This window comes from Acidimicrobiales bacterium, from assembly GCA_041394265.1.
Lineage (GTDB): Bacteria > Actinomycetota > Acidimicrobiia > Acidimicrobiales > SZUA-35 > JBBQUN01.
The window spans coordinates 1578590-1595677 of the sequence record JAWKIO010000005.1; the positions used below are offsets into that span (position 1 = coordinate 1578590).

The 17088-nt window shown below is 66.5% G+C and carries 17 protein-coding genes; 6 read left to right on the forward strand and 11 right to left on the reverse strand.

Annotation, left to right across the window (positions count from 1 at the left end):
* The first annotated feature begins 202 nt into the window (after window positions 1–202).
* On the forward strand, window positions 203–1246 hold the full coding sequence (locus R2733_07590; GenBank protein MEZ5376367.1) for a hypothetical protein: 1044 nt from the start codon (window positions 203–205) through the stop codon (window positions 1244–1246).
* A gap of 79 nt (window positions 1247–1325) precedes the next feature.
* On the forward strand, window positions 1326–2435 hold the full coding sequence (locus tag R2733_07595) for an MBL fold metallo-hydrolase (GenBank protein ID MEZ5376368.1): 1110 nt from the start codon (window positions 1326–1328) through the stop codon (window positions 2433–2435).
* Here R2733_07595 and aliA read toward each other — a convergent pair.
* From aliA to R2733_07615, 4 genes are read right to left on the reverse strand one after another with little or no spacing between them, the layout of a single operon-like run.
* The gene (gene aliA, locus R2733_07600; GenBank protein ID MEZ5376369.1) at window positions 2420–4063 is read right to left on the reverse strand and encodes a cyclohexanecarboxylate-CoA ligase; all 1644 of its coding nucleotides are present in this window, start codon (window positions 4061–4063) and stop codon (window positions 2420–2422) included. The genes R2733_07595 and aliA overlap by 16 nt on opposite strands.
* A 14-nt stretch (window positions 4064–4077) precedes the next feature.
* Window positions 4078–5235 (reverse strand): cyclohexanecarboxyl-CoA dehydrogenase, encoded by a 1158-nt coding sequence (gene aliB / locus R2733_07605; protein ID MEZ5376370.1) that lies wholly within the window; start codon window positions 5233–5235, stop codon window positions 4078–4080.
* Window positions 5232–6014 carry a 2-ketocyclohexanecarboxyl-CoA hydrolase gene (badI, locus tag R2733_07610; protein ID MEZ5376371.1) on the reverse strand — a complete coding sequence of 261 codons (783 nt, stop codon included), beginning with the start codon at window positions 6012–6014 and terminating at the stop codon, window positions 5232–5234. The genes aliB and badI overlap by 4 nt, the downstream gene beginning before the upstream one ends.
* 56 nt (window positions 6015–6070) lie before the next feature.
* Complete coding sequence (locus R2733_07615) at window positions 6071–6838, reverse strand: glucose 1-dehydrogenase (protein MEZ5376372.1); 768 nt, start codon at window positions 6836–6838, stop codon at window positions 6071–6073.
* A gap of 82 nt (window positions 6839–6920) precedes the next feature.
* Between R2733_07615 and R2733_07620 the strand changes: the two genes are divergently transcribed.
* Window positions 6921–7418 (forward strand): MarR family transcriptional regulator, encoded by a 498-nt coding sequence (locus R2733_07620; GenBank protein MEZ5376373.1) that lies wholly within the window; start codon window positions 6921–6923, stop codon window positions 7416–7418.
* A 70-nt stretch (window positions 7419–7488) separates the two neighbouring features.
* On the forward strand, window positions 7489–8730 hold the full coding sequence (locus tag R2733_07625) for a serine hydrolase domain-containing protein (GenBank protein MEZ5376374.1): 1242 nt from the start codon (window positions 7489–7491) through the stop codon (window positions 8728–8730).
* Between the two features lie 9 nt (window positions 8731–8739).
* Here the strand turns inward: R2733_07625 and R2733_07630 are convergent, their stop codons facing one another.
* Window positions 8740–9741 (reverse strand): DUF808 domain-containing protein, encoded by a 1002-nt coding sequence (locus R2733_07630; protein MEZ5376375.1) that lies wholly within the window; start codon window positions 9739–9741, stop codon window positions 8740–8742.
* 234 nt (window positions 9742–9975) lie between these two features.
* Between R2733_07630 and R2733_07635 the strand changes: the two genes are divergently transcribed.
* Together R2733_07635 and R2733_07640 are read left to right on the forward strand one after the other, a co-directional pair.
* Window positions 9976–10302 carry a zinc ribbon domain-containing protein YjdM gene (locus R2733_07635; protein ID MEZ5376376.1) on the forward strand — a complete coding sequence of 109 codons (327 nt, stop codon included), beginning with the start codon at window positions 9976–9978 and terminating at the stop codon, window positions 10300–10302.
* Window positions 10303–10402: 100 nt separating this feature from the next.
* Window positions 10403–11551, forward strand: a complete 1149-nt coding sequence (locus R2733_07640) for an acyltransferase (GenBank protein MEZ5376377.1) — start codon at window positions 10403–10405, stop codon at window positions 11549–11551.
* Between the two features lie 6 nt (window positions 11552–11557).
* Here R2733_07640 and guaA read toward each other — a convergent pair whose 3' ends face one another.
* From guaA to R2733_07670, 6 genes are all read right to left on the reverse strand, one after another.
* Window positions 11558–13129: a glutamine-hydrolyzing GMP synthase gene (guaA, locus tag R2733_07645; GenBank protein ID MEZ5376378.1), complete on the reverse strand. Its 1572-nt coding sequence runs from the start codon at window positions 13127–13129 to the stop codon at window positions 11558–11560.
* A complete protein-coding gene (locus tag R2733_07650; GenBank protein ID MEZ5376379.1) occupies window positions 13126–14235 on the reverse strand; it encodes a GuaB3 family IMP dehydrogenase-related protein in 1110 nt (369 codons plus the stop codon). The genes guaA and R2733_07650 overlap by 4 nt, the downstream gene beginning before the upstream one ends.
* Window positions 14236–14343: 108 nt before the next feature.
* The gene (locus tag R2733_07655) at window positions 14344–14736 is read right to left on the reverse strand and encodes a hypothetical protein (GenBank protein ID MEZ5376380.1); all 393 of its coding nucleotides are present in this window, start codon (window positions 14734–14736) and stop codon (window positions 14344–14346) included.
* A 35-nt stretch (window positions 14737–14771) separates the two neighbouring features.
* Window positions 14772–15182 (reverse strand): hypothetical protein, encoded by a 411-nt coding sequence (locus R2733_07660; GenBank protein ID MEZ5376381.1) that lies wholly within the window; start codon window positions 15180–15182, stop codon window positions 14772–14774.
* Between the two features lie 48 nt (window positions 15183–15230).
* On the reverse strand, window positions 15231–16436 hold the full coding sequence (locus R2733_07665) for a crosslink repair DNA glycosylase YcaQ family protein (protein ID MEZ5376382.1): 1206 nt from the start codon (window positions 16434–16436) through the stop codon (window positions 15231–15233).
* Window positions 16433–17044 carry a CoA pyrophosphatase gene (locus R2733_07670; protein MEZ5376383.1) on the reverse strand — a complete coding sequence of 204 codons (612 nt, stop codon included), beginning with the start codon at window positions 17042–17044 and terminating at the stop codon, window positions 16433–16435. The genes R2733_07665 and R2733_07670 overlap by 4 nt, the downstream gene beginning before the upstream one ends.
* Window positions 17045–17088: the final 44 nt, after the last annotated feature.

Sequence of the window (17088 nt, forward strand, 5' to 3'; positions counted from 1 at the left end):
CGATCTGGAGCCCGCCCTACCCGACGCTCGCCCCCTGAAACCTCATCGCTCGGCGGCAGGCGAAGGTGCCCAGTTGCCGTCGCGGTATGTCGTCCGACCCGCCGCGAGCGCGAGGATGCAGCTGTGACCGCTGGCGGGGTCATGAGAGGAACGAGGCGCTGCACTCAGATGGTGCGTGCGGAAGCTGCACGAGGTGGGGAACATGGAAACACTGATCTTGACGGCGGCCGATCTCCGCCTGATGGTGGAGCGAGTCGGGCTCGACGAGCTGTTGGACCTCATGATCGCTCGTCTCCGGCAACGGTTCGCCGAGCATGATCCGGCGCTGACCGAGGTCAGAACCCGGGACGGGTTTCGCTATGACAAGCCGGCTCTCGGCTTGTTGGAGTGGATGCCGGTCCACGACGCCGGAGGGTCGGTGGTCATCAAGATGGTCGGATATCACCCGACCAACCCGGTCCAGCGATCGGTGTCGAGTGTGCTCGCAACCTCGTCGATGTGGGACACCGAAACCGGTCATCTCGTCGCACTCGCCGATGCGACGCTGCTGACGGCGATGCGCACGGCGGCGGCCTCGGCGGTGGCAACCGACATTCTCGCCATACCTGGCTCCGTCGACGTCGGCATCGTCGGCCTCGGGGCGCAGTCGGTCGCTCAACTCCACGCCCTGAGCCGAGTCCGTGAGGTTCGGCGGGTGCTGGCGTTCGACACCTCGACGGAGGCAGCGGCATCGTTCCCTCAACGGATCGGATTCCTCGGCGTGGAGGTCGACATCATCGGAGCGGACTCGCTCGACCGCGTCGTGACCGACGTCGACGTGCTCGTCACCTGCACGTCGGTCGACATCGGTGCCGGTCCCGTGGTGCCCGAGGCCACCACACGCCCGTGGCTCCACGTCAACGCCGTCGGGGCCGACTTTCCCGGCAAGATCGAGCTTCCTTCGAGTCTGCTCGAGGGTGCGTTGGTCGTCCCCGACTGCGTCGAACAGTGCGTGGTGGAAGGCGAGTGCCAGGCGCTGACTACTGCCGGCATCGGCCCGGACATCACGGCGTTGGTGCAACGGGGCGAGCAGGCGCACGTCGATCGGACCCGACGAACGGTCTTCGATTCGACCGGCTGGGCCATCGAGGACGAGGTCGCTTTGCGGCTCGCGCTCGAACTCGCCGACGCCCACGGACTGGGCCGCACCATGCAGATCGAGTGGGACTCGACGGATCCGCTCCATCCCTACGAGGGACTTGTCTAGACCACACCGAGCACCGTCCGAGTCGTTCCGAGCTCATGCCAGTTCGACGGTGGGCCACTGCTCCGACTAGGAGTGTGGCGTGACCGACCACTCGCACACCGAGATCAAGCCCGTCCGAGAGGAGCGCCGCGAACCCCGAGAGGGCGTCGAGGAAGTCGCACCCGGCATCCTTCGGGTGCAGCTTCCGATCTCGCTACCAGGCCTCGGCCACGTCAACTGCTATGCGATGGAGGACAGCCGCGGCATCACGCTCGTCGATCCGGGACTTCCGGGCCCTCGCACCTTCCGCGAACTCCAGCGCACCCTCAAATCGGGTGGCTACCCGATCGAGCGAGTCCACACCGTCATCATCACCCACTCGCATCCCGACCACTTCGGGCAGGCGGGAACGTTCAAGCGCAAGTTCGGTGCGGAGATCATCACGCACCGTGCGTTTCGCACGTTCATGGACCCCGACGCCGAGGAGGTCGAGGCCGACGACGACCTCGAAGTCACGCAGCAAGACCTGAAGGCGCAGGTCGAATCGGTGCGGGGCATGAAGTTCGAGCAGGGCCCGTTCATGAAGCAGACACCCTGGGGAGGCGAGCCCCGGATGATGCCGCGCTCGCGACGGCTGCGCTACTGGGCGATGCGCAAGGCGGCCGGCCGCATCGTGGCAACACCGTCGCCCACTCGGCGCGTCGACGACGCCCAGGTCCTGCTCGTCGGTGGGCGGGAATGGGTCGCCGTCCACACCCCCGGCCACACCATCGATCACCTGTGTCTGTACGACCCCGATGCCCAGGTGATGATCAGCGGCGACCACGTGCTCCCCACCATCACTCCTCACATCTCGGGCCTCGGCGCCACCGTCGACCCGCTCAACGACTTCTTCGACAGCCTCGACCGGATGAAGACCTTCGACAAGGTCACCACCGTGCTGCCCGCCCATGGGCTCGAGTTCGGCGACCTCGCGGGGCGCGCCGAGGGCATCAAACTCCACCACCACGAGCGTCTCGACAAGCTGCGTGACGCCTCCGACGAAGTCGGCCGCGGGACGGTCAACGACTACATGAAGCTGTTGTTCGCCGAGCGCTCGTGGGGTGCCATGGCCGAGAGTGAGACGTACGCCCACCTCGAGCACCTTCGCCTGACGGGCGAAGCCGAGGTGGACGACACCGGCGAGCAGCTCCGCTACTCGTTCGACTGAGCGAGATCGTCTCGAAGCTTGAACTTCTGGATCTTGCCCGAAGGCGTGACCGGCATGGCATCGACGATCAGCAGTCGCTCGGGCAGGTAGCTCTTGGTCATCTTGTGTTCGAGCAGGAACTCGACCATCTCGTCGAACGTGAGGCTGGTGTCGGGGCGCAACGTGACCACCGCGCAGGCCCGTTCGCCCAGACGTTCGTCGGGATAGGCGACGATCGCCACCTGCGCGACCGACGGATGCCGATACATGAGGTTCTCGATCTCGACGACCGGAACGTTCTCCCCACCCCGGATGATCACGTCTTTCGAGCGCCCGGTGATCCGGATGTAGCCGGCGTCGTCGAGCCGGGCGAGGTCGCCGGTGTCGAACCAGCCGTCGTCATCGGTGTTGTTGAGATGCGGACGCTTCAGGTAGCCGCCGAAGTTCGAACACCCGCGGACGAGGAGGCGCCCGGCCTCGCCGGTCGGCACACTTGCACCGTCGTCATCGACCACCTTCAGTTCGACGCCCGGCAGTGGACAGCCGTCGGTTTCGACGGCTCGGCTGGGCGGATCGTCGGGCAGGGTCGTGGTGACCGCGCCGTTCTCGCTCATCCCCCAGGCCGAGATGATGTTGGCTCCGAGCGACTGCTGGGCCCGCTCCACCAGCGGCCCGGGAATCGGGGCGCCGGCGCAGAGGAACGTGCGCAGTGTCGGGACGGCATGGTCGGGGGCACTGACGTATTCGGTGAGGTCGGTGAGGAACGGGGTCGACGCCATGGTGAAGGTGACACCGTGCCCGTTGATGAGTGAACTCGCCGTTGCCGCGTCCCAGACATCGAGCAGGATCGCCGGGCATTGGAGCATCACGGGCATCACGAGTCCGTACATGAACCCCGTTTGGTGGGCCATCGGAGAGGCCATGAGGACGACGTCATCGCCGCCGAGTCCGAGACGCTCGGCGTAGGGAACGATGTTGGCCGTGATCGTGTTCGAGCTGTGCATCACGCCCTTGGGCTCGCCGGTGGTGCCCGAGGTGTAGATCAGCTGGGTCACCGCATCGGGACCGGGCCGGCTGGCGTGCAGGATCTCGTTGGCGTCAGCCTCGTCCTCCCACGGCGGGCCGGAGAGCAACGCCTCGAATCCACCCGGGCCGCTGTCGCCGACGGCAATGATGTGCTGAAGGCTCGGCACCTTCGAGCGAAGGCCGTCGTACATCGCAGCGAAGTCGAGACCGCGGAACGTCGAAGGGATGATCGCCGCCTGCGCCTCACCGTGGTTGAGCATGAACTCGAGTTCGCGCTCACGGAAGATGTGCATCAGTGGGTTCATCACGGCGCCGATGCGTACACACGCCAGGTAGGAGACGGTGAACTGCCACCAGTTGGGCAGCTGCACGGCGACGACGTCGTCGGCCCGGATCCCAAGCCGATGCAAGCCGATCGCAACGCGGTCGGCCATTGTCGCCAACTCGGCGTAGGTGAAGGTCTGATCCTCACCCGTCTCGAACTGACGAGCACAGACCGCCAGCCGGTCGGGCCCGGCTTCGACCGCTGCGTCGAGTGCGTCGTTCGCCGTGAGGTCTCGCCAGTGGCCGGCGGCAATCATGGCCGGCCGGCGCAGCACGAGGTTGTCGGCATCGAAGTGCATGGCGTGTCTCTCTTTCAGGCGGGGACGGCGTCTCGGCCGACCCGTTGGCGGGCGACGATGGTCTTCATGATCTGTGCGGTTCCGTCCCCGATCTGGAAGCCAAGCACATCTCGCAGCCGTTGTTCCATGACACCACGGTCGTAGCCCCCGTGGCCGAGAACGAGAAGGCATTCGTGGACGACGTCGTAGGCGAGCTTCGGCGCCCACCACTTGCACATGGCCGCCTCGGCGGTGTGCGGGAGGCCTCGATCCGCGGCCCAGAGGGCCTGGAAGCACAGCAGGCGTGCCGCCTCGACCTGGGTGTCGAGTTCGGCAAGTCGATGCGAGACGCCCTGGAAGGCCGACAGCGGCTGGCCGAACGCGGTGCGCTCGGTCGAGTAGGTCCACGCGTCGTCGAGCGCGGCGCGGGCCACGCCAAGCACCTGGAGGCCGATCAACGCTCGGGAGAAGTCGAACCCCTGCATCACTTGGACGAAACCGCCGCCCTCGTCGCCGAGACGGTGCGAGACCGGCACCCGTACGTCATCGAAGAAGATCGAACCTCGGCCGATGGCGCGCTGGCCATGGCAGTCGAAACGGGTGGTGGTGATGCCGGGCAGGTCCATCGGTACCAACAAGGCCGTGATGCCCCGAGCACCTGGCCCTCCCGTCCTGCCGAACACGACGGCGATTTCGGCCTGATCGGCGGCCGAGATCGAGGTCTTCTCGCCATCGAGTACGTAGTGGTCGCCGTCTCGCTCCATGCGCAGTGCAAGACCCGCAGCGTCTGACCCGCCGCGGGGTTCGGTCAACCCGAGCGCGACGATGGCACGACCCGCGGTGAGTTCGACGAGCCACGGCCGGACGATGTCGGGATCGCCGTGATCGGCGAGGATCTGTGCATTCAGCGAGCCCAACAGGTTGATGTAGGACAGCGACAGATCGGCGGCCGCAATGAGTTCGTGGATCACGCCCGCCGCGACCTTGGTGGCACCCTGACCGCCGAACTCCTCGGGGAGCTCCGGAGCGATGAGTCCGAGTGCCCCCATTTCTTCGCTGAGCGACCGGTCGAGGACGCGAGTGGTGTCACGCTCGATGTAGCCCGGGGCCACTCGGTCCTGGGCGAACCGTTGGGTCATCTCGGCCAGGTCGAGGAGATCGCCGTCGACGTAGGGGTTCGGCCGGAGTTTCACTTGGCGAACTCCCGGAACCGGGGCGCCCGCTTCTCCTTCAGCGCGTTGACGCCCTCGCGAGACTCGTCGGTCTCGTAGTAGAGCTTGAGGGCGTACATCCCCATGCCGGCGATGCCGGCCTGATGGGCGGTGTCGAGGTTGAAGGACCGCTTGGCGATGGCAATGGCGGTCGGGCTCCGCTCGCAGATCTCCTCGGCCCACGCCTCCACCGTGGCGTCGAGCTCGTCGTCGGGAACGCAGACGTTGGCCAGTCCCATGGCCTCGGCCTCGCGACCCGAGTAGCGACGGCAGAGGTACCAGATCTCACGAGCCTTCTTCTCGCCCACCACTCGGGCCAGGAACGCCGTGCCGTAGCCGGGATCGACCGATCCCATCTTCGGCCCGACCTGTCCGAAGATCGCCGACTCGGAACAGATCGTGAGATCGCAGATCGTCGCCAGCACGTTGCCGCCGCCGATCGCATACCCCTGCACCCGAGCGATGACCGGCACCGGCACGTCGCGAATCGCCGTGTGGAGTTCCTCGACCGGCATGCCGATCGTGCCCCGACCGTCGTACTGGCCATCGTGGGTGGACTGGTCGCCGCCGGTACAGAAGGCCCGTTCGCCGGCGCCGGCGAGCACGATCGCTCCGATCTCGGGGTCGTAGCCCGCCCGGTGGAGGGCGTTGATCAGCTCGTCGCAGGTACGGCCGCGAAAGGCGTTCATCACCTCGGGACGGTTGATCGTGATGTAGGCGACGTTGCGCCGGTACTCGACGGAGATGTCGGTGTAGTCCATGGTCTTCCTCGTTGCGTCTTGGTTGGGATGGGGAGTTGGGGTTGGAGCAGGGCGGCTCAGCCGGCCATGGTCAAGCCGCCGGAGACGCTCAACACCTGGCCGGTGACGAACGACGCCTGGTCGCTGGCGAAGTACAAGACCGCGCCGACGAGATCGTCGGGCTGGCCGAGTCGACCCATGGGAATGGAACGACGGAACGCTTCGCGCAGCTTCTCCGGATCGTTCGCAGTATCGGTGACACTGGCCAGGAGCGCCGTATCGGTAGGACCCGGGCACACGACGTTGAACGTGATGCCGTGACGCGAGTGCTCACGAGCGAGCGTCTTGGAGAAGGCGACCAGGCCGGCTTTGCAGGCGGCGTAGACAGCCTCGCCCGACGAACCCACACGGGCCGCATCGGACGAGACGTTGACGACCCGTCCACTCCCCCGCTCGACCATGGCCGGGAGGATCGCGTGGTGCATGTTCAACGCGCCGACGAGATTGATGTCGATCAGACGGGCCCAGTCATCTGGCTCGGTCTTGAGGAAGGGCACGAACATGTCCCAGCCGGCGTTGTTGACCAACACGTCGATCGGCCCGAGTTCACCGGCTACACGTTCGACCGCGGTGTCGATCGTTGCGCGGTCGGTGATGTCGCACTCCACCGCAATCGCTCGTCCACCGGCGTCGGTGATCGCGGCTGCCGTTGCCGTCGCCGGCTCGAGCGCTCGATCGAACACGGCGACCGATCCACCCTCGGCGGCGAACCCGGCGCACACGGCACTGCCGATGCCTCCGCCACCACCGGTGACCACGATCGTGCGACCTTCGAAACGTGACATGTGCTTCCTCCAGTTGTGTTCGACGTCACAAACTATGACATGATATTGTCGTACCTGTAAAGCCCGATCCAAGGAGTCCGTCGTGGCAATCGACACCGATACCCCATCGTTCGAACCCAATGTGCGCTACGAGCTGGCCAACCGTCTGTTCTTTCGGCTGTACCAATGCGCCAATATCCTGCACAAGACTGGGTCACGCGCCCTCGAGGATGAGGGCCTCACCACGCAGCGATGGGCGGTGCTCGGTGCGCTCTCCCGTTCCGGTGTTTCCAATGGCATGGCGATCGGCGATCTCGCTCGCTATCTGAAAGTGAGCAGGCAAAGCCTCGCCGGCGTGATTGGTCGGCTCGAGAGCGACGGACTGATCGAGACCATCGCCGACACCAACGACCGCCGCAGCCGCCTGGTGCGGATGACCGCCGAGGGGAAGGAGCGTTGGGAGACCCGAGCGCTTCCACGAATCGGCGCGTTCTACGACGAAGCCGTTCACGGGCTGTCGACCGAGGACCTCAGTCACGCCCTGCACTATCTGGTCCGCCTCCTCGACAACATGAGCGCCATCGACGACCGCACGGGTTGACCGGCCTCGCACGGCTTGCCCGACCCGGCTCGACACCGACATGATCTTCGAACCGAGTGAAGGGGAACCCATGACCATCGACACCGCAGCGCCCGAATCCGTCGGCATGAGCAGCGCACGTCTCGAGCGCATCGCACCCGTGATGCAGCGCTTCGTGGACAGCGGCACCATTGCCGGCGCCACCACCCTGGTCGCCCGGAGAGGCAACGTCGTCCACTCGGCCGCCTTCGGCCACCGCGACCGCGAAGCCGGGGTCGCCATGACCGACGACACGATCTTCCGCATCTACTCGATGACCAAACCGGTCGTGTCGACCGCGCTGATGCTGCTGCACGAGGAAGGCGCATTCCAGCTCGAACACCCGGTCGGAAGATTCCTGCCCGCCTTCATGTCGACCCCCGTCATGGCACCCGACGGGACACTGGTTCCACAGGCTCGACCCATGGAGGTTCGAGACTTGCTCACTCACACCAGCGGCCTCACCTATGACTTCATGATCGATACACCCGTCGCTCAGATGTATCGAGACGCTCGGATCATGAACGACGCCACGCGCACGCTCGGCGACCTCGTCGACGCCCTCGCCGAGATCCCGCTGTCATCGCAGCCCGGCGCTCGGTGGCACTACAGCGTGGGGATCGACGTCGCTGCCCGCCTCATCGAGGTCCTCGCCGACCAGCCGCTTGGCGACTTCCTGCGTGAGCGATTCTTCGATCCGCTCGGCATGACCGACACCGGGTTCGGCGTGCCCGACGCCAAGCTCGACCGCCTGTCGGCCATGTACGGACTCCCCGATCTCGTCGGTCAGAACTACGACGCCATGCAGCTGGTCGAAGCGGCACTGAGCGGGTTCAACGAGCGCATCGACGTGGCGGCCACCTACCCCACCGATACGCCCGACGTGTTCCAGCGTGGCGGCCTCGGCCTGTTCTCGACCGGCAGCGACTACCTCCGCTTCGCCACGATGCTGCTCCAGAACGGCCGCTATGGCGACGACCAGATCCTCGGACGCAAGACGCTCGAGGTGATGCACCGCAATCATCTGCCGGCCGCCCTGCTCCCCTACGAACTCCTCGGACGCAACTCACTCGGCTACGGCTTCGGCTTGGGGTCTCGAGTGATGATCGACACCGCGGCGAGCGCCGGCACCGGTTCCGACGGCGAGTACGGCTGGGCGGGTGCGGCCAAGACCTACTTCTTCGTCGACCCCGCCGAGGAGCTGATCGGCATCTTCATGTCGCAGTACATGACCGGAGTCGAAGGGCCCGATCGTGACTTCCGCAGCCTGGTGTATCAAGCAGTGGTGGACTGACCGACTGGCTCAATGCGCAGCGTCGGCCCCGTGGCCTGCGTCGCCGGGGTGCCCAGTGTCGTCAGCGTGCGTAGTGCCGGCGCCGTGTCCTGCGAACGGGAGCCGGCTGTAGACCGCGACGGCGACGGCACCCACGGCGATGCCGAGCACCGCCGAGATCGAGGTGTTCACCAACCAGGCGAGCACGCCCCCGATGCCACCGACCTCGTGCACTCGTTCCTCGAGGTGATGCACCCACTCGTAGGGACCGTGCCAACCGAGCTCGTCGGTGCCGACGAGGATGATGTGGCCGCCGACCCACAGCATCGCAGCGGTGCCGATGGTCGACAGCCAGGCCAGCAGCACGGGCATGCCCTTCACCATCAGCAGGCCCACCCGCTTCGATGACGCCGAGTTCCGGTCGGCCAACGACAGCCCGATGTCGTCCATCTTCACGATCAGGGCCACGACGCCGTACACGATGATCGTGATCAGGAACGCCACCACCACGAGAATGATCGCCCGGGCCAGCAAGCCCTCGTCGATGACCTCCTTCAGGGCGATCACCATGATCTCGGCGGAAAGGATCAGGTCGGTGCGCACCGCCCCGGCGATGGTCGCGGCTTCGGCCTCAGGGCCGAGCATTGCGGCAGGCACGTCGTGATCGTGATCGTCACCCTTGAGCTTGTGATAGATCTTCTCGACGCCCTCGAAGCAGAGGTAGGTCCCACCCATCATCAAGATGATCTCGACGAGCAGCGGAGCGACGGCGCTCAGCAGGAGGGCGATCGGAAGGATGATGATGAGCTTGTTCCGCAACGAACCGGTGGCGATCTTCTTGATGATCGGCAACTCGCGCTCGGCGGCGATGCCCTGCACGTAGGCCGGTGTGACGGCCGTGTCATCGACGACGACACCTGCCGCCTTCGCGCTGGCGCGTCCTGCGGCTGCGCCGACGTCGTCGACCGAGGCAGCGGCGAGCTTCGCCAGTGCCGCTACGTCGTCGAGCAGTCCGACGAGTCCACCTGCCATGTCGCTCCCTACCTGTCGATGTGCGTTCCCGGAGGTTAGGCCGAATCGGTCACGCTTCGGTGTTCCGTCGCGCCGCCTCCTCGTCGACCTTCGACGACGGGCCGAGTTGTTCGCGTGCTCGGGCCACCAGCTCGCAGACGGAAGCCGGGGCTCGGCTCAGTGAATGGCCGATCGGCGTCGACGATCGAGCGCTGACGGCGCCGTGTCGACTGAGCGGACCGCTAGACAGGGTGCATGACCGCGACCGCCGAATGCCCGATCTGCACGATGACCGATCTGGTCGCCACCGGCGACGAATTCGAGTGTGTGACGTGTGGCCACGAGTGGCTGGGCGAACCGAGCGACGGCCTCGATGACATCCGCGATGCCAACGGCAACTTGCTCGCCAACGGCGACGACGTCACCGTCATCAAGGACCTGAAGCTCGACGGCAAGACCGGCGGCGTCAAGGCCGGCACGAAGGTGCGCGGCATTCGGCTCGTCGAAGGCGATCACCCCATCGATGGCAAGGTCAACGGGCGAGGCATCCTCATCAAAGCCGAATTCGTCAAGAAGGCCTGATCCGGCATCGGGGCGAGACGCAACGACTCCCAGTCGACCAAGGCGGCGCCGAGCTGCGAACCCTTCAGCGTTGATCGGCTCCTGCCGATGGTGAGAGGTCATGTCCACGATGCTGTCGCCGCCAAGACCGACCGCACCCGGCGGCGTGCAACCCCTCGGATTCGTACCCGCCCTCGATGGGGTCCGCGCGCTCGCCGTGCTGATCGTTGTCGCCTACCACGGTGATTGGTTTCGCATCCAGGGCGGTTTCATCGGCGTCGATGTCTTCTTCGTGCTCAGCGGCTTTCTCATCACCCGCCTGCTGGTCGACGAACACGCTCGCTTCGGCGAGATCTCGCTGCGGAGCTTCTACCTCCGCCGTGCGCTACGGCTGTTCCCCGCGCTGGCCGGGCTCGTCGCGGGCGTTGCGCTGGCGGCCGCCCTCCTCGATGCGCCCGCGCTCGAGGACAACCTGACCGCACGCAGTCTGTGGGCGATCTCCTACGTGACCAATTGGCACGACGTCGTCACGCACACACACGGCGGGCCGTTCAGCCATACCTGGTCATTGAGCGTCGAGGAACAGTTCTACATCGTCTGGCCGGTCGTGGTGATCGCGCTTCTTCGCCACCGCGGCGTCGCCGCCGTCCGAGCGTTCGCCGGCATGGGGTACGTGGTGACGGCCGGCATGACCGCCCTCAGATTCTGGAACGGCGCCAACGGGTTCGATCTCTACTTCGCGACGCACTCGCACGGTCTGGTGCTACTACTCGCAGGGTCGTGCCTCGGCGCCACGCCGCGCCTTCTCGAATTGGCGAGTCAACCGATGGGTCGCCGTCTGCTCGCGGTCGGAACGGCAGGAGTCGCCCTACTCGCGCTGCTACCGGATCGGTTCGGCCCGGTCCATGCAGGAGCCGGCTACCTGCCCGTCACGGTCTGTTCGCTTGCACTCGTCTCGGGGGCAACCATCGCCCGCAACACATCGCTGCTCACCTGGGGTCCGCTCCGCAGGATCGGAGCGTCATCGTATGGCATCTACCTCTGGCATCTGCCGATGTTCACCATCGCCCCGATCGTCGCTCCGGCCGCCGACCCGAAGCTCAGAATCATCATCGGCACCGCCATCGCCACCGTCTTGTCGCACGTGCTCATCGAGCGCCCGGCGATGCGCTTCAAGCATCGCTGGACCCGGACGGAGCAACGAACCCCGACGGAAGACGCAGAGCCACTTCGCACCGCAGCAGTGCCGGCCCACCAGCCTGAGGGCTGAGGTCGGCTACTCCCACTCGATGGTGCCCGGCGGCTTCGAGGTGATGTCGTAGGCCACCCGGTTGACACCGTCGACCTCGTTGATGATGCGGTTCGACAGCTTCTCGAGCAGGTCGTAGGGCAGACGGGCCCAGTCGGCGGTCATGGCGTCGTCGGACGTGACGGCACGGATGATGACCGGGTGGGCATAGGTGCGCTCGTCACCCATCACCCCGACCGTACGGATGTCGGCCAGCACGGCAAAGGCCTGCCAGATCTCTCGTTCGAGCCCAGCGGCCGCGATCTCTTCCCGCACGATGAAGTCGGCGTTCTGGAGGATGGCCACCTTCTCGGGTGTGACCTCGCCGATGATGCGCACGCCCAGGCCCGGACCGGGGAAGGGTTGACGCCACACGATCTCGTCGGGCAGGCCGAGTTCGCTCCCAACGGCGCGGACCTCGTCCTTGAAGAGGTTGCGCAGCGGCTCGACCAGCTCGAAGTCGAGGTCTTCGGGGAGGCCACCGACGTTGTGATGGCTCTTGATCTTGGCGGCGCTGCCGGTTCCCGACTCGATCACATCGGGATAGAGGGTGCCCTGCACGAGGAACGTGGCGTCTTCGATACCGCCCGAGGCTTCTTCGAAGACACGGATGAAGGTCTCGCCGATGGCTTTGCGCTTCGCCTCGGGCTCGACGACACCGGCCAACTTCTCGAAGAAGCGGTCGCCCGCCCGCACGTGGATGAGCTCGATGCCCTGGTGCTTCTGGAAGGTGTCGACCACCTGATCGGACTCGCCTTTGCGCATCAGCCCGGTGTCGACGTAGACGCAGGTGAGGCGGTGGCCGATGGCCTTGTGCACGATCGCAGCGGCCACCGCAGAGTCGACCCCGCCAGAGAGGCCGCAGATGGCCCGGCCTTCGCCGACCTGGGCCCGGATGGCAGCGACCGAGGAGTCGATCACGGAGTCCATGGTCCAGTTCGGGTCACAGCCAGCCAGATCGTGCAGGAACCGCTCGATGACGGCGACACCGTTCTCGGTGTGCCCGACTTCGGGGTGGTACTGCACGGCGTAGATCTTGCGGTCGTGGTCTTCGAACGCGGCGACGGGCGCGTTGGGGGTGGATGCGGTCCCGGTGAAGCCGTCGGGCACGGCGGTGACCGCGTCGAAATGGCTCATCCAGACGGTCTGCACGGCGGGCAGACCGTCGAGCAGTGCACCGTCGCCATGGCAGGTGAGCGTGGTGCGGCCGTACTCACCCCGGTCGTCGCGCCCAACGGTGCCACCGAGCTGTTTCGCGATCAGCTGGGCGCCGTAGCAGATCCCGAGGATCGGAACGCCGAGGTCGTAGATGGCCGGGTCGAGAACCGGTGCGCCCTCGACGTTCACGCTCTTCGGACCGCCCGACAAGATGATGGCGGCAGGATTCCGCTTGGCCAGATCGGCAGCGGCGATCGTGTGAGGGACGATCTCGGAGTAGACGCGGTGCTCACGAACGCGGCGGGCGATCAACTGGGCGTACTGGGCACCGAAGTCGACGACGAAGACGACCTGGTCGGGCGTGGCCGTTGCGGCGTTGGCGGCGTCGGACGGCGTGCTCACGGCGCCAGCACCACGAGTTCGGCCTTCTGCAGGTCTTTGATCGACTCGTAGCCGAGCGTCGCCATCGACTGACGGAGCGCTCCGGCAACGTTCGCCCGACCGTCGGCGGAGACCGCCGGTCCGTTCAGCACCATCTCGAGCGGGCCGATCGGATCGACCTCGAGCAGGCGGGCCTGCGGCAGTTCGGGGTGCACAGTGGAGCGGCCCCAGTGCCATCCTCGGCCCGGCGCCTCGTCGGCCGAAGCGAGGGTGGTACCGAGCACCACGGCGTCGGCGCCACAGGCGACGGCCTTGGCGATGTCGCCACCCGAGCGGACACCGCCGTCGGCGATGACGTGCACATAGACACCGGTTTCGTCGAGGTGACGCATCCGGGCGGCACGCACGTCGGCCAGCGCCGTCGCCAAGCCCGATCCGACGCCGGTGACCGAACTGCTCGTGGCCGAGCGGCCACCGTCGATACCGACCAGCACACCGGCGGCTCCGGTGCGCATCAGGTGCAGCGCCGCCGAGTAGCTGGCGCAGCCACCGACGACGACCGGGGTCTCGAGCTCTCGCACGAACTGTTTGAGGTTGAGGGGGGCGTCCTTGCTCGACACGTGCTCGGCCGAGATGACCGTGCCCTCGATGACGAGGAGGTCGAGCTCGGCTGACAACAGGGTCTTGGCCAGTGAGGCCACCCGCCGAGGCGATACTGCTCCTGCGGCGTAGGCGCCGGCCGCTCGGAGCTCTCGGATGCGCTGGGTGACCAGATCGGGGTCGACCGGTGCGGCATAGAGCTCACGGAGCCGGACCAACGCAGCGTCATGGTCCATCTCGGCCAGGTCGGCGAGCAGCGAATCCGGATCGGCGTGTCGGGTCCAGACGCCCTCGAGGTCGAGCACACCGAGACAACCCATCTTGTCGAGTGCGATGCAGGTCTCGGGACTGGTCACCGAGTCCATCGCTGCGCTCATGATGGGAAGGTCGAGGCTGTAGGCGTCGATCTGCCAGCTCAGGTCGATGAGATCGGCGTCTCGGGTTCGCTTGGACGGCAGGAGCGCCAGTTGGTCGAGGCTGAACGATCGTCGCCCCGACTTGCCCATTCCGATCTCGATATCGGCCACCGAAGTCTCCTTGCACGCATCACTCGGGCGGTGGAACAGCGGTTCCGCTCTCACTTCGGCCCTCAGCGAAGCGACCAGGTTACCGGGACCAGGAGTGGCCCGGAAGCCTCAGTCCTTCATGAGATTCTTCAACAGTGCCTTGGCCACCTGGGCGTTCATCTCGAAAAGCGCCTGGCTGCCGGACTCGGTGATCTTGCGCACCACCGACCCACCGGTGGCGGTCTCGACAGCGTCGAGGCTCGACAGCGTGGCGTCGCGGGTGGCGTCGGTCGCCCGGTAGCCCATGGTGGTGAGCGCCTTGAAGAGATCACTCTGGGCGATCGGGCCAGGCGCCGATTTGGCGATGACGGCGAGGGCATCCTTGGTGAGCTCGGCGGACTGGGTCACGATGTCGTTGGCCGTCGTGGCATTGGTGTCGGCCCCATCGACCGAGGCCAACCAGCGCCGCACCTTCTGCACGATCTCGTCGTGGGTCTCACCTTGGAACGACAGCTCAGCCATGGGCGCAGGCTAGTCGGGGTCGCTGGAACGAACCGTCAGTTCGACAGCGTTCGTCGCCCCTGCATCACGAGCACAACGACAGCGAGCAGTCCGACCACCCCGGCGGCGGCCGCCAATGGTGCTCCGGGACCAGCGCCGAGGCCGCTCGACACGACGGCGATACCGGCACCGACACTTACGATCGAAGCAGCGGCGAGGAACGCCGCGCCGACATGATGACGAGCGAGGCCCGCCATCAGCACCGCCCCAAGACACAGGACGGGCAACAGGAACCAGACCACTCGGAACGGTGTGAGCTCATCGAGGCCGAGCCGCTGCGCCGAGCGGAACATCTCATAGCTGTTCCGACTGGCCGAGCCCGACTGCACCCAAGGGAGTTGGGTGGCGAGCAGCATCGCGCCGCTCGGCACCAGGGCGGTGGAAACGGTCGCCGCGCGCTGCCTCACCCTGTCACCTCGACCACGCGGTCACCTCGATCACCGCATTCACCTCGATCACGCAGCCACGCTTCGCACGGCCGACCGCAACGCCGGCGCCAGATCACCATTGCCGACCTCGACCTCGGCGAGTCCCAGCCATCCCGCCAACTCGACGAGGTTCGTGGCCAGGGGCGTCGCGACCTCGTCCAGCTCGGCGTCGGCCTCGGCAAATGCACCCTTGACCCGCAGCACCCCGGCGGCGCGGTCGGCCTTCAGATCGACCCGCGCGACCAGATCGTCGCCGAGCAGGAACGGGAGCACGTAATAGCCGTACTGCCGTTTCGGTTCGGGAACGTAGATCTCGATCCGATAGTGGAAGTCCCACAACCGCTCGGCCCGATCCCGGAACCACACCACCGGATCGAACGGACTCAGCACCGTGGCGACATCGATGGCTCGGGGCCGTTTCGCCTCCGGGTGAAGGTACGCCGGCGCCGACCAGCCCTCGACCGTCACCGGTTCCAGGCGCCCCTCGGCAACGAGCTGCGCCAGCAGCGGCCGAGCCTCGGGCATCTTGATCCGGAAGTAGTCGGCGAGGTCGGCGGCCGTCCCGATGCCATGTGACCGAGCGCCCAGCATCAGCATCTCGGCCTGCGCTTCCTCGGTGGTCGGCGTCGGCTGGCCACTCACGTGGGCAGGGACGATCCGATGGGGCAGGTCATAGTGGGTCGTGAACTGGTGGTCACGATGGTGGATCGAGAGGCGCCCGGTGTAGTACAGCCACTCGAGCGCGACCTTGCCCCGAGGCATCCCCCACCACGGCCCGGTGCGCGTACCAGGATCGTCGAGGGTCTTGATCGAGCGTGGCCCGTGCCGCTCGATCTCATCGAGAATGGCGTCGAGATACTCGGGCTGGCCCTCCTCGAGTTCCCGTCCGGCGTTCCATCGGCCCCGACCCATCTTCCATCGCAACAACGGATGGAGGTCCATCGAGGTGATCGAAGCCTCGTGAGCGACGTACTCGTGGTTCTCGCCTGAGCGCCAGATCCACCGGTCGAGTCGGTCCCGGTCGTAGGGGCCGAGTCGAGAGAACATCGGAAGGAAGTGCGACCGGGCCAGGACGTTGACCGAGTCGAGCTGGAGGATGGTCATCCGATCGAGAGCCCGTCGAAAGTGGCGGACATCGACGGCACCTGCCGGCCGCTTGTCGGCGAAGCCCTGTGCGCCGAGGGCAATTCGGCGGGCCTGCGCTCGCGACAATGAGCGGACGGGTGTGGTCATTCGGCCGTGACCAGGCGCAGGAGATTGTGGACCATACGGGCGGTGGCCCCCCAGAGGGTGTCGCCGACCAGCTCGAAGAAGTAGATCGCCATCTCGTTGCCGTCGCGGGTCCACAGCTCCTCGCGAAAGATGACCGGATCGGCGAGCTCGCGAAGTGAAATCCGCAGGATGCCATCGACCTCGTTGGTCGCCGGGGTCAGCGTGGGCTCACCGTCGATCAACCCGACGAACGGGACGATGAACGACGGACTGGACACCGTGGTCAGGCGATCGAGCTCACCCACCAGTCGCACCGACGACGGCGGAAGGTCGATTTCCTCGTGGGTTTCTCGCAACGCCGTGGTGGCCAGATCGGGGTCGCCCGGCTCGAGCCGACCACCGGGAAAGCAGACCTCACCCTTGTGCGAGCGCAGGTGCCAGGCCCGCCGGGTGAACAACAGCTCGGGCCCGTCGACGCCATCGCGGAACGGGACGAGGACCGCGGATGGCGGGCGCCCATCGACCGCTTCGACCCGCGGCCGGTGGGGACGCGAACGGGCGACGATCTCGGCGACCTCGGCGACGGATTCGGGAAGCGGTCGCCCTGCCCACGGCGCTGCCGCCCCCAAGCGAGAGCCAGGGGGCCGGGGAATCTCCTGGGGGCCGCCTCGAC

Coding starts and splice junctions, on each gene's coding strand:
- R2733_07655 (MEZ5376380.1), bottom strand. CDS start 14,736: ATGGCTGAGCTGTCGTTCCAAGGTGAGACCCACGACGAGATCGTGCAG.
- R2733_07665 (MEZ5376382.1), bottom strand. CDS start 16,436: ATGACCACACCCGTCCGCTCATTGTCGCGAGCGCAGGCCCGCCGAATT.
- aliA (MEZ5376369.1), bottom strand. CDS start 4,063: ATGCACTTCGATGCCGACAACCTCGTGCTGCGCCGGCCGGCCATGATT.
- R2733_07635 (MEZ5376376.1), top strand. CDS start 9,976: ATGACCGCGACCGCCGAATGCCCGATCTGCACGATGACCGATCTGGTC.
- R2733_07630 (MEZ5376375.1), bottom strand. CDS start 9,741: ATGGCAGGTGGACTCGTCGGACTGCTCGACGACGTAGCGGCACTGGCG.
- R2733_07590 (MEZ5376367.1), top strand. CDS start 203: ATGGAAACACTGATCTTGACGGCGGCCGATCTCCGCCTGATGGTGGAG.
- R2733_07640 (MEZ5376377.1), top strand. CDS start 10,403: ATGTCCACGATGCTGTCGCCGCCAAGACCGACCGCACCCGGCGGCGTG.
- badI (MEZ5376371.1), bottom strand. CDS start 6,014: ATGGACTACACCGACATCTCCGTCGAGTACCGGCGCAACGTCGCCTAC.
- R2733_07615 (MEZ5376372.1), bottom strand. CDS start 6,838: ATGTCACGTTTCGAAGGTCGCACGATCGTGGTCACCGGTGGTGGCGGA.
- R2733_07625 (MEZ5376374.1), top strand. CDS start 7,489: ATGACCATCGACACCGCAGCGCCCGAATCCGTCGGCATGAGCAGCGCA.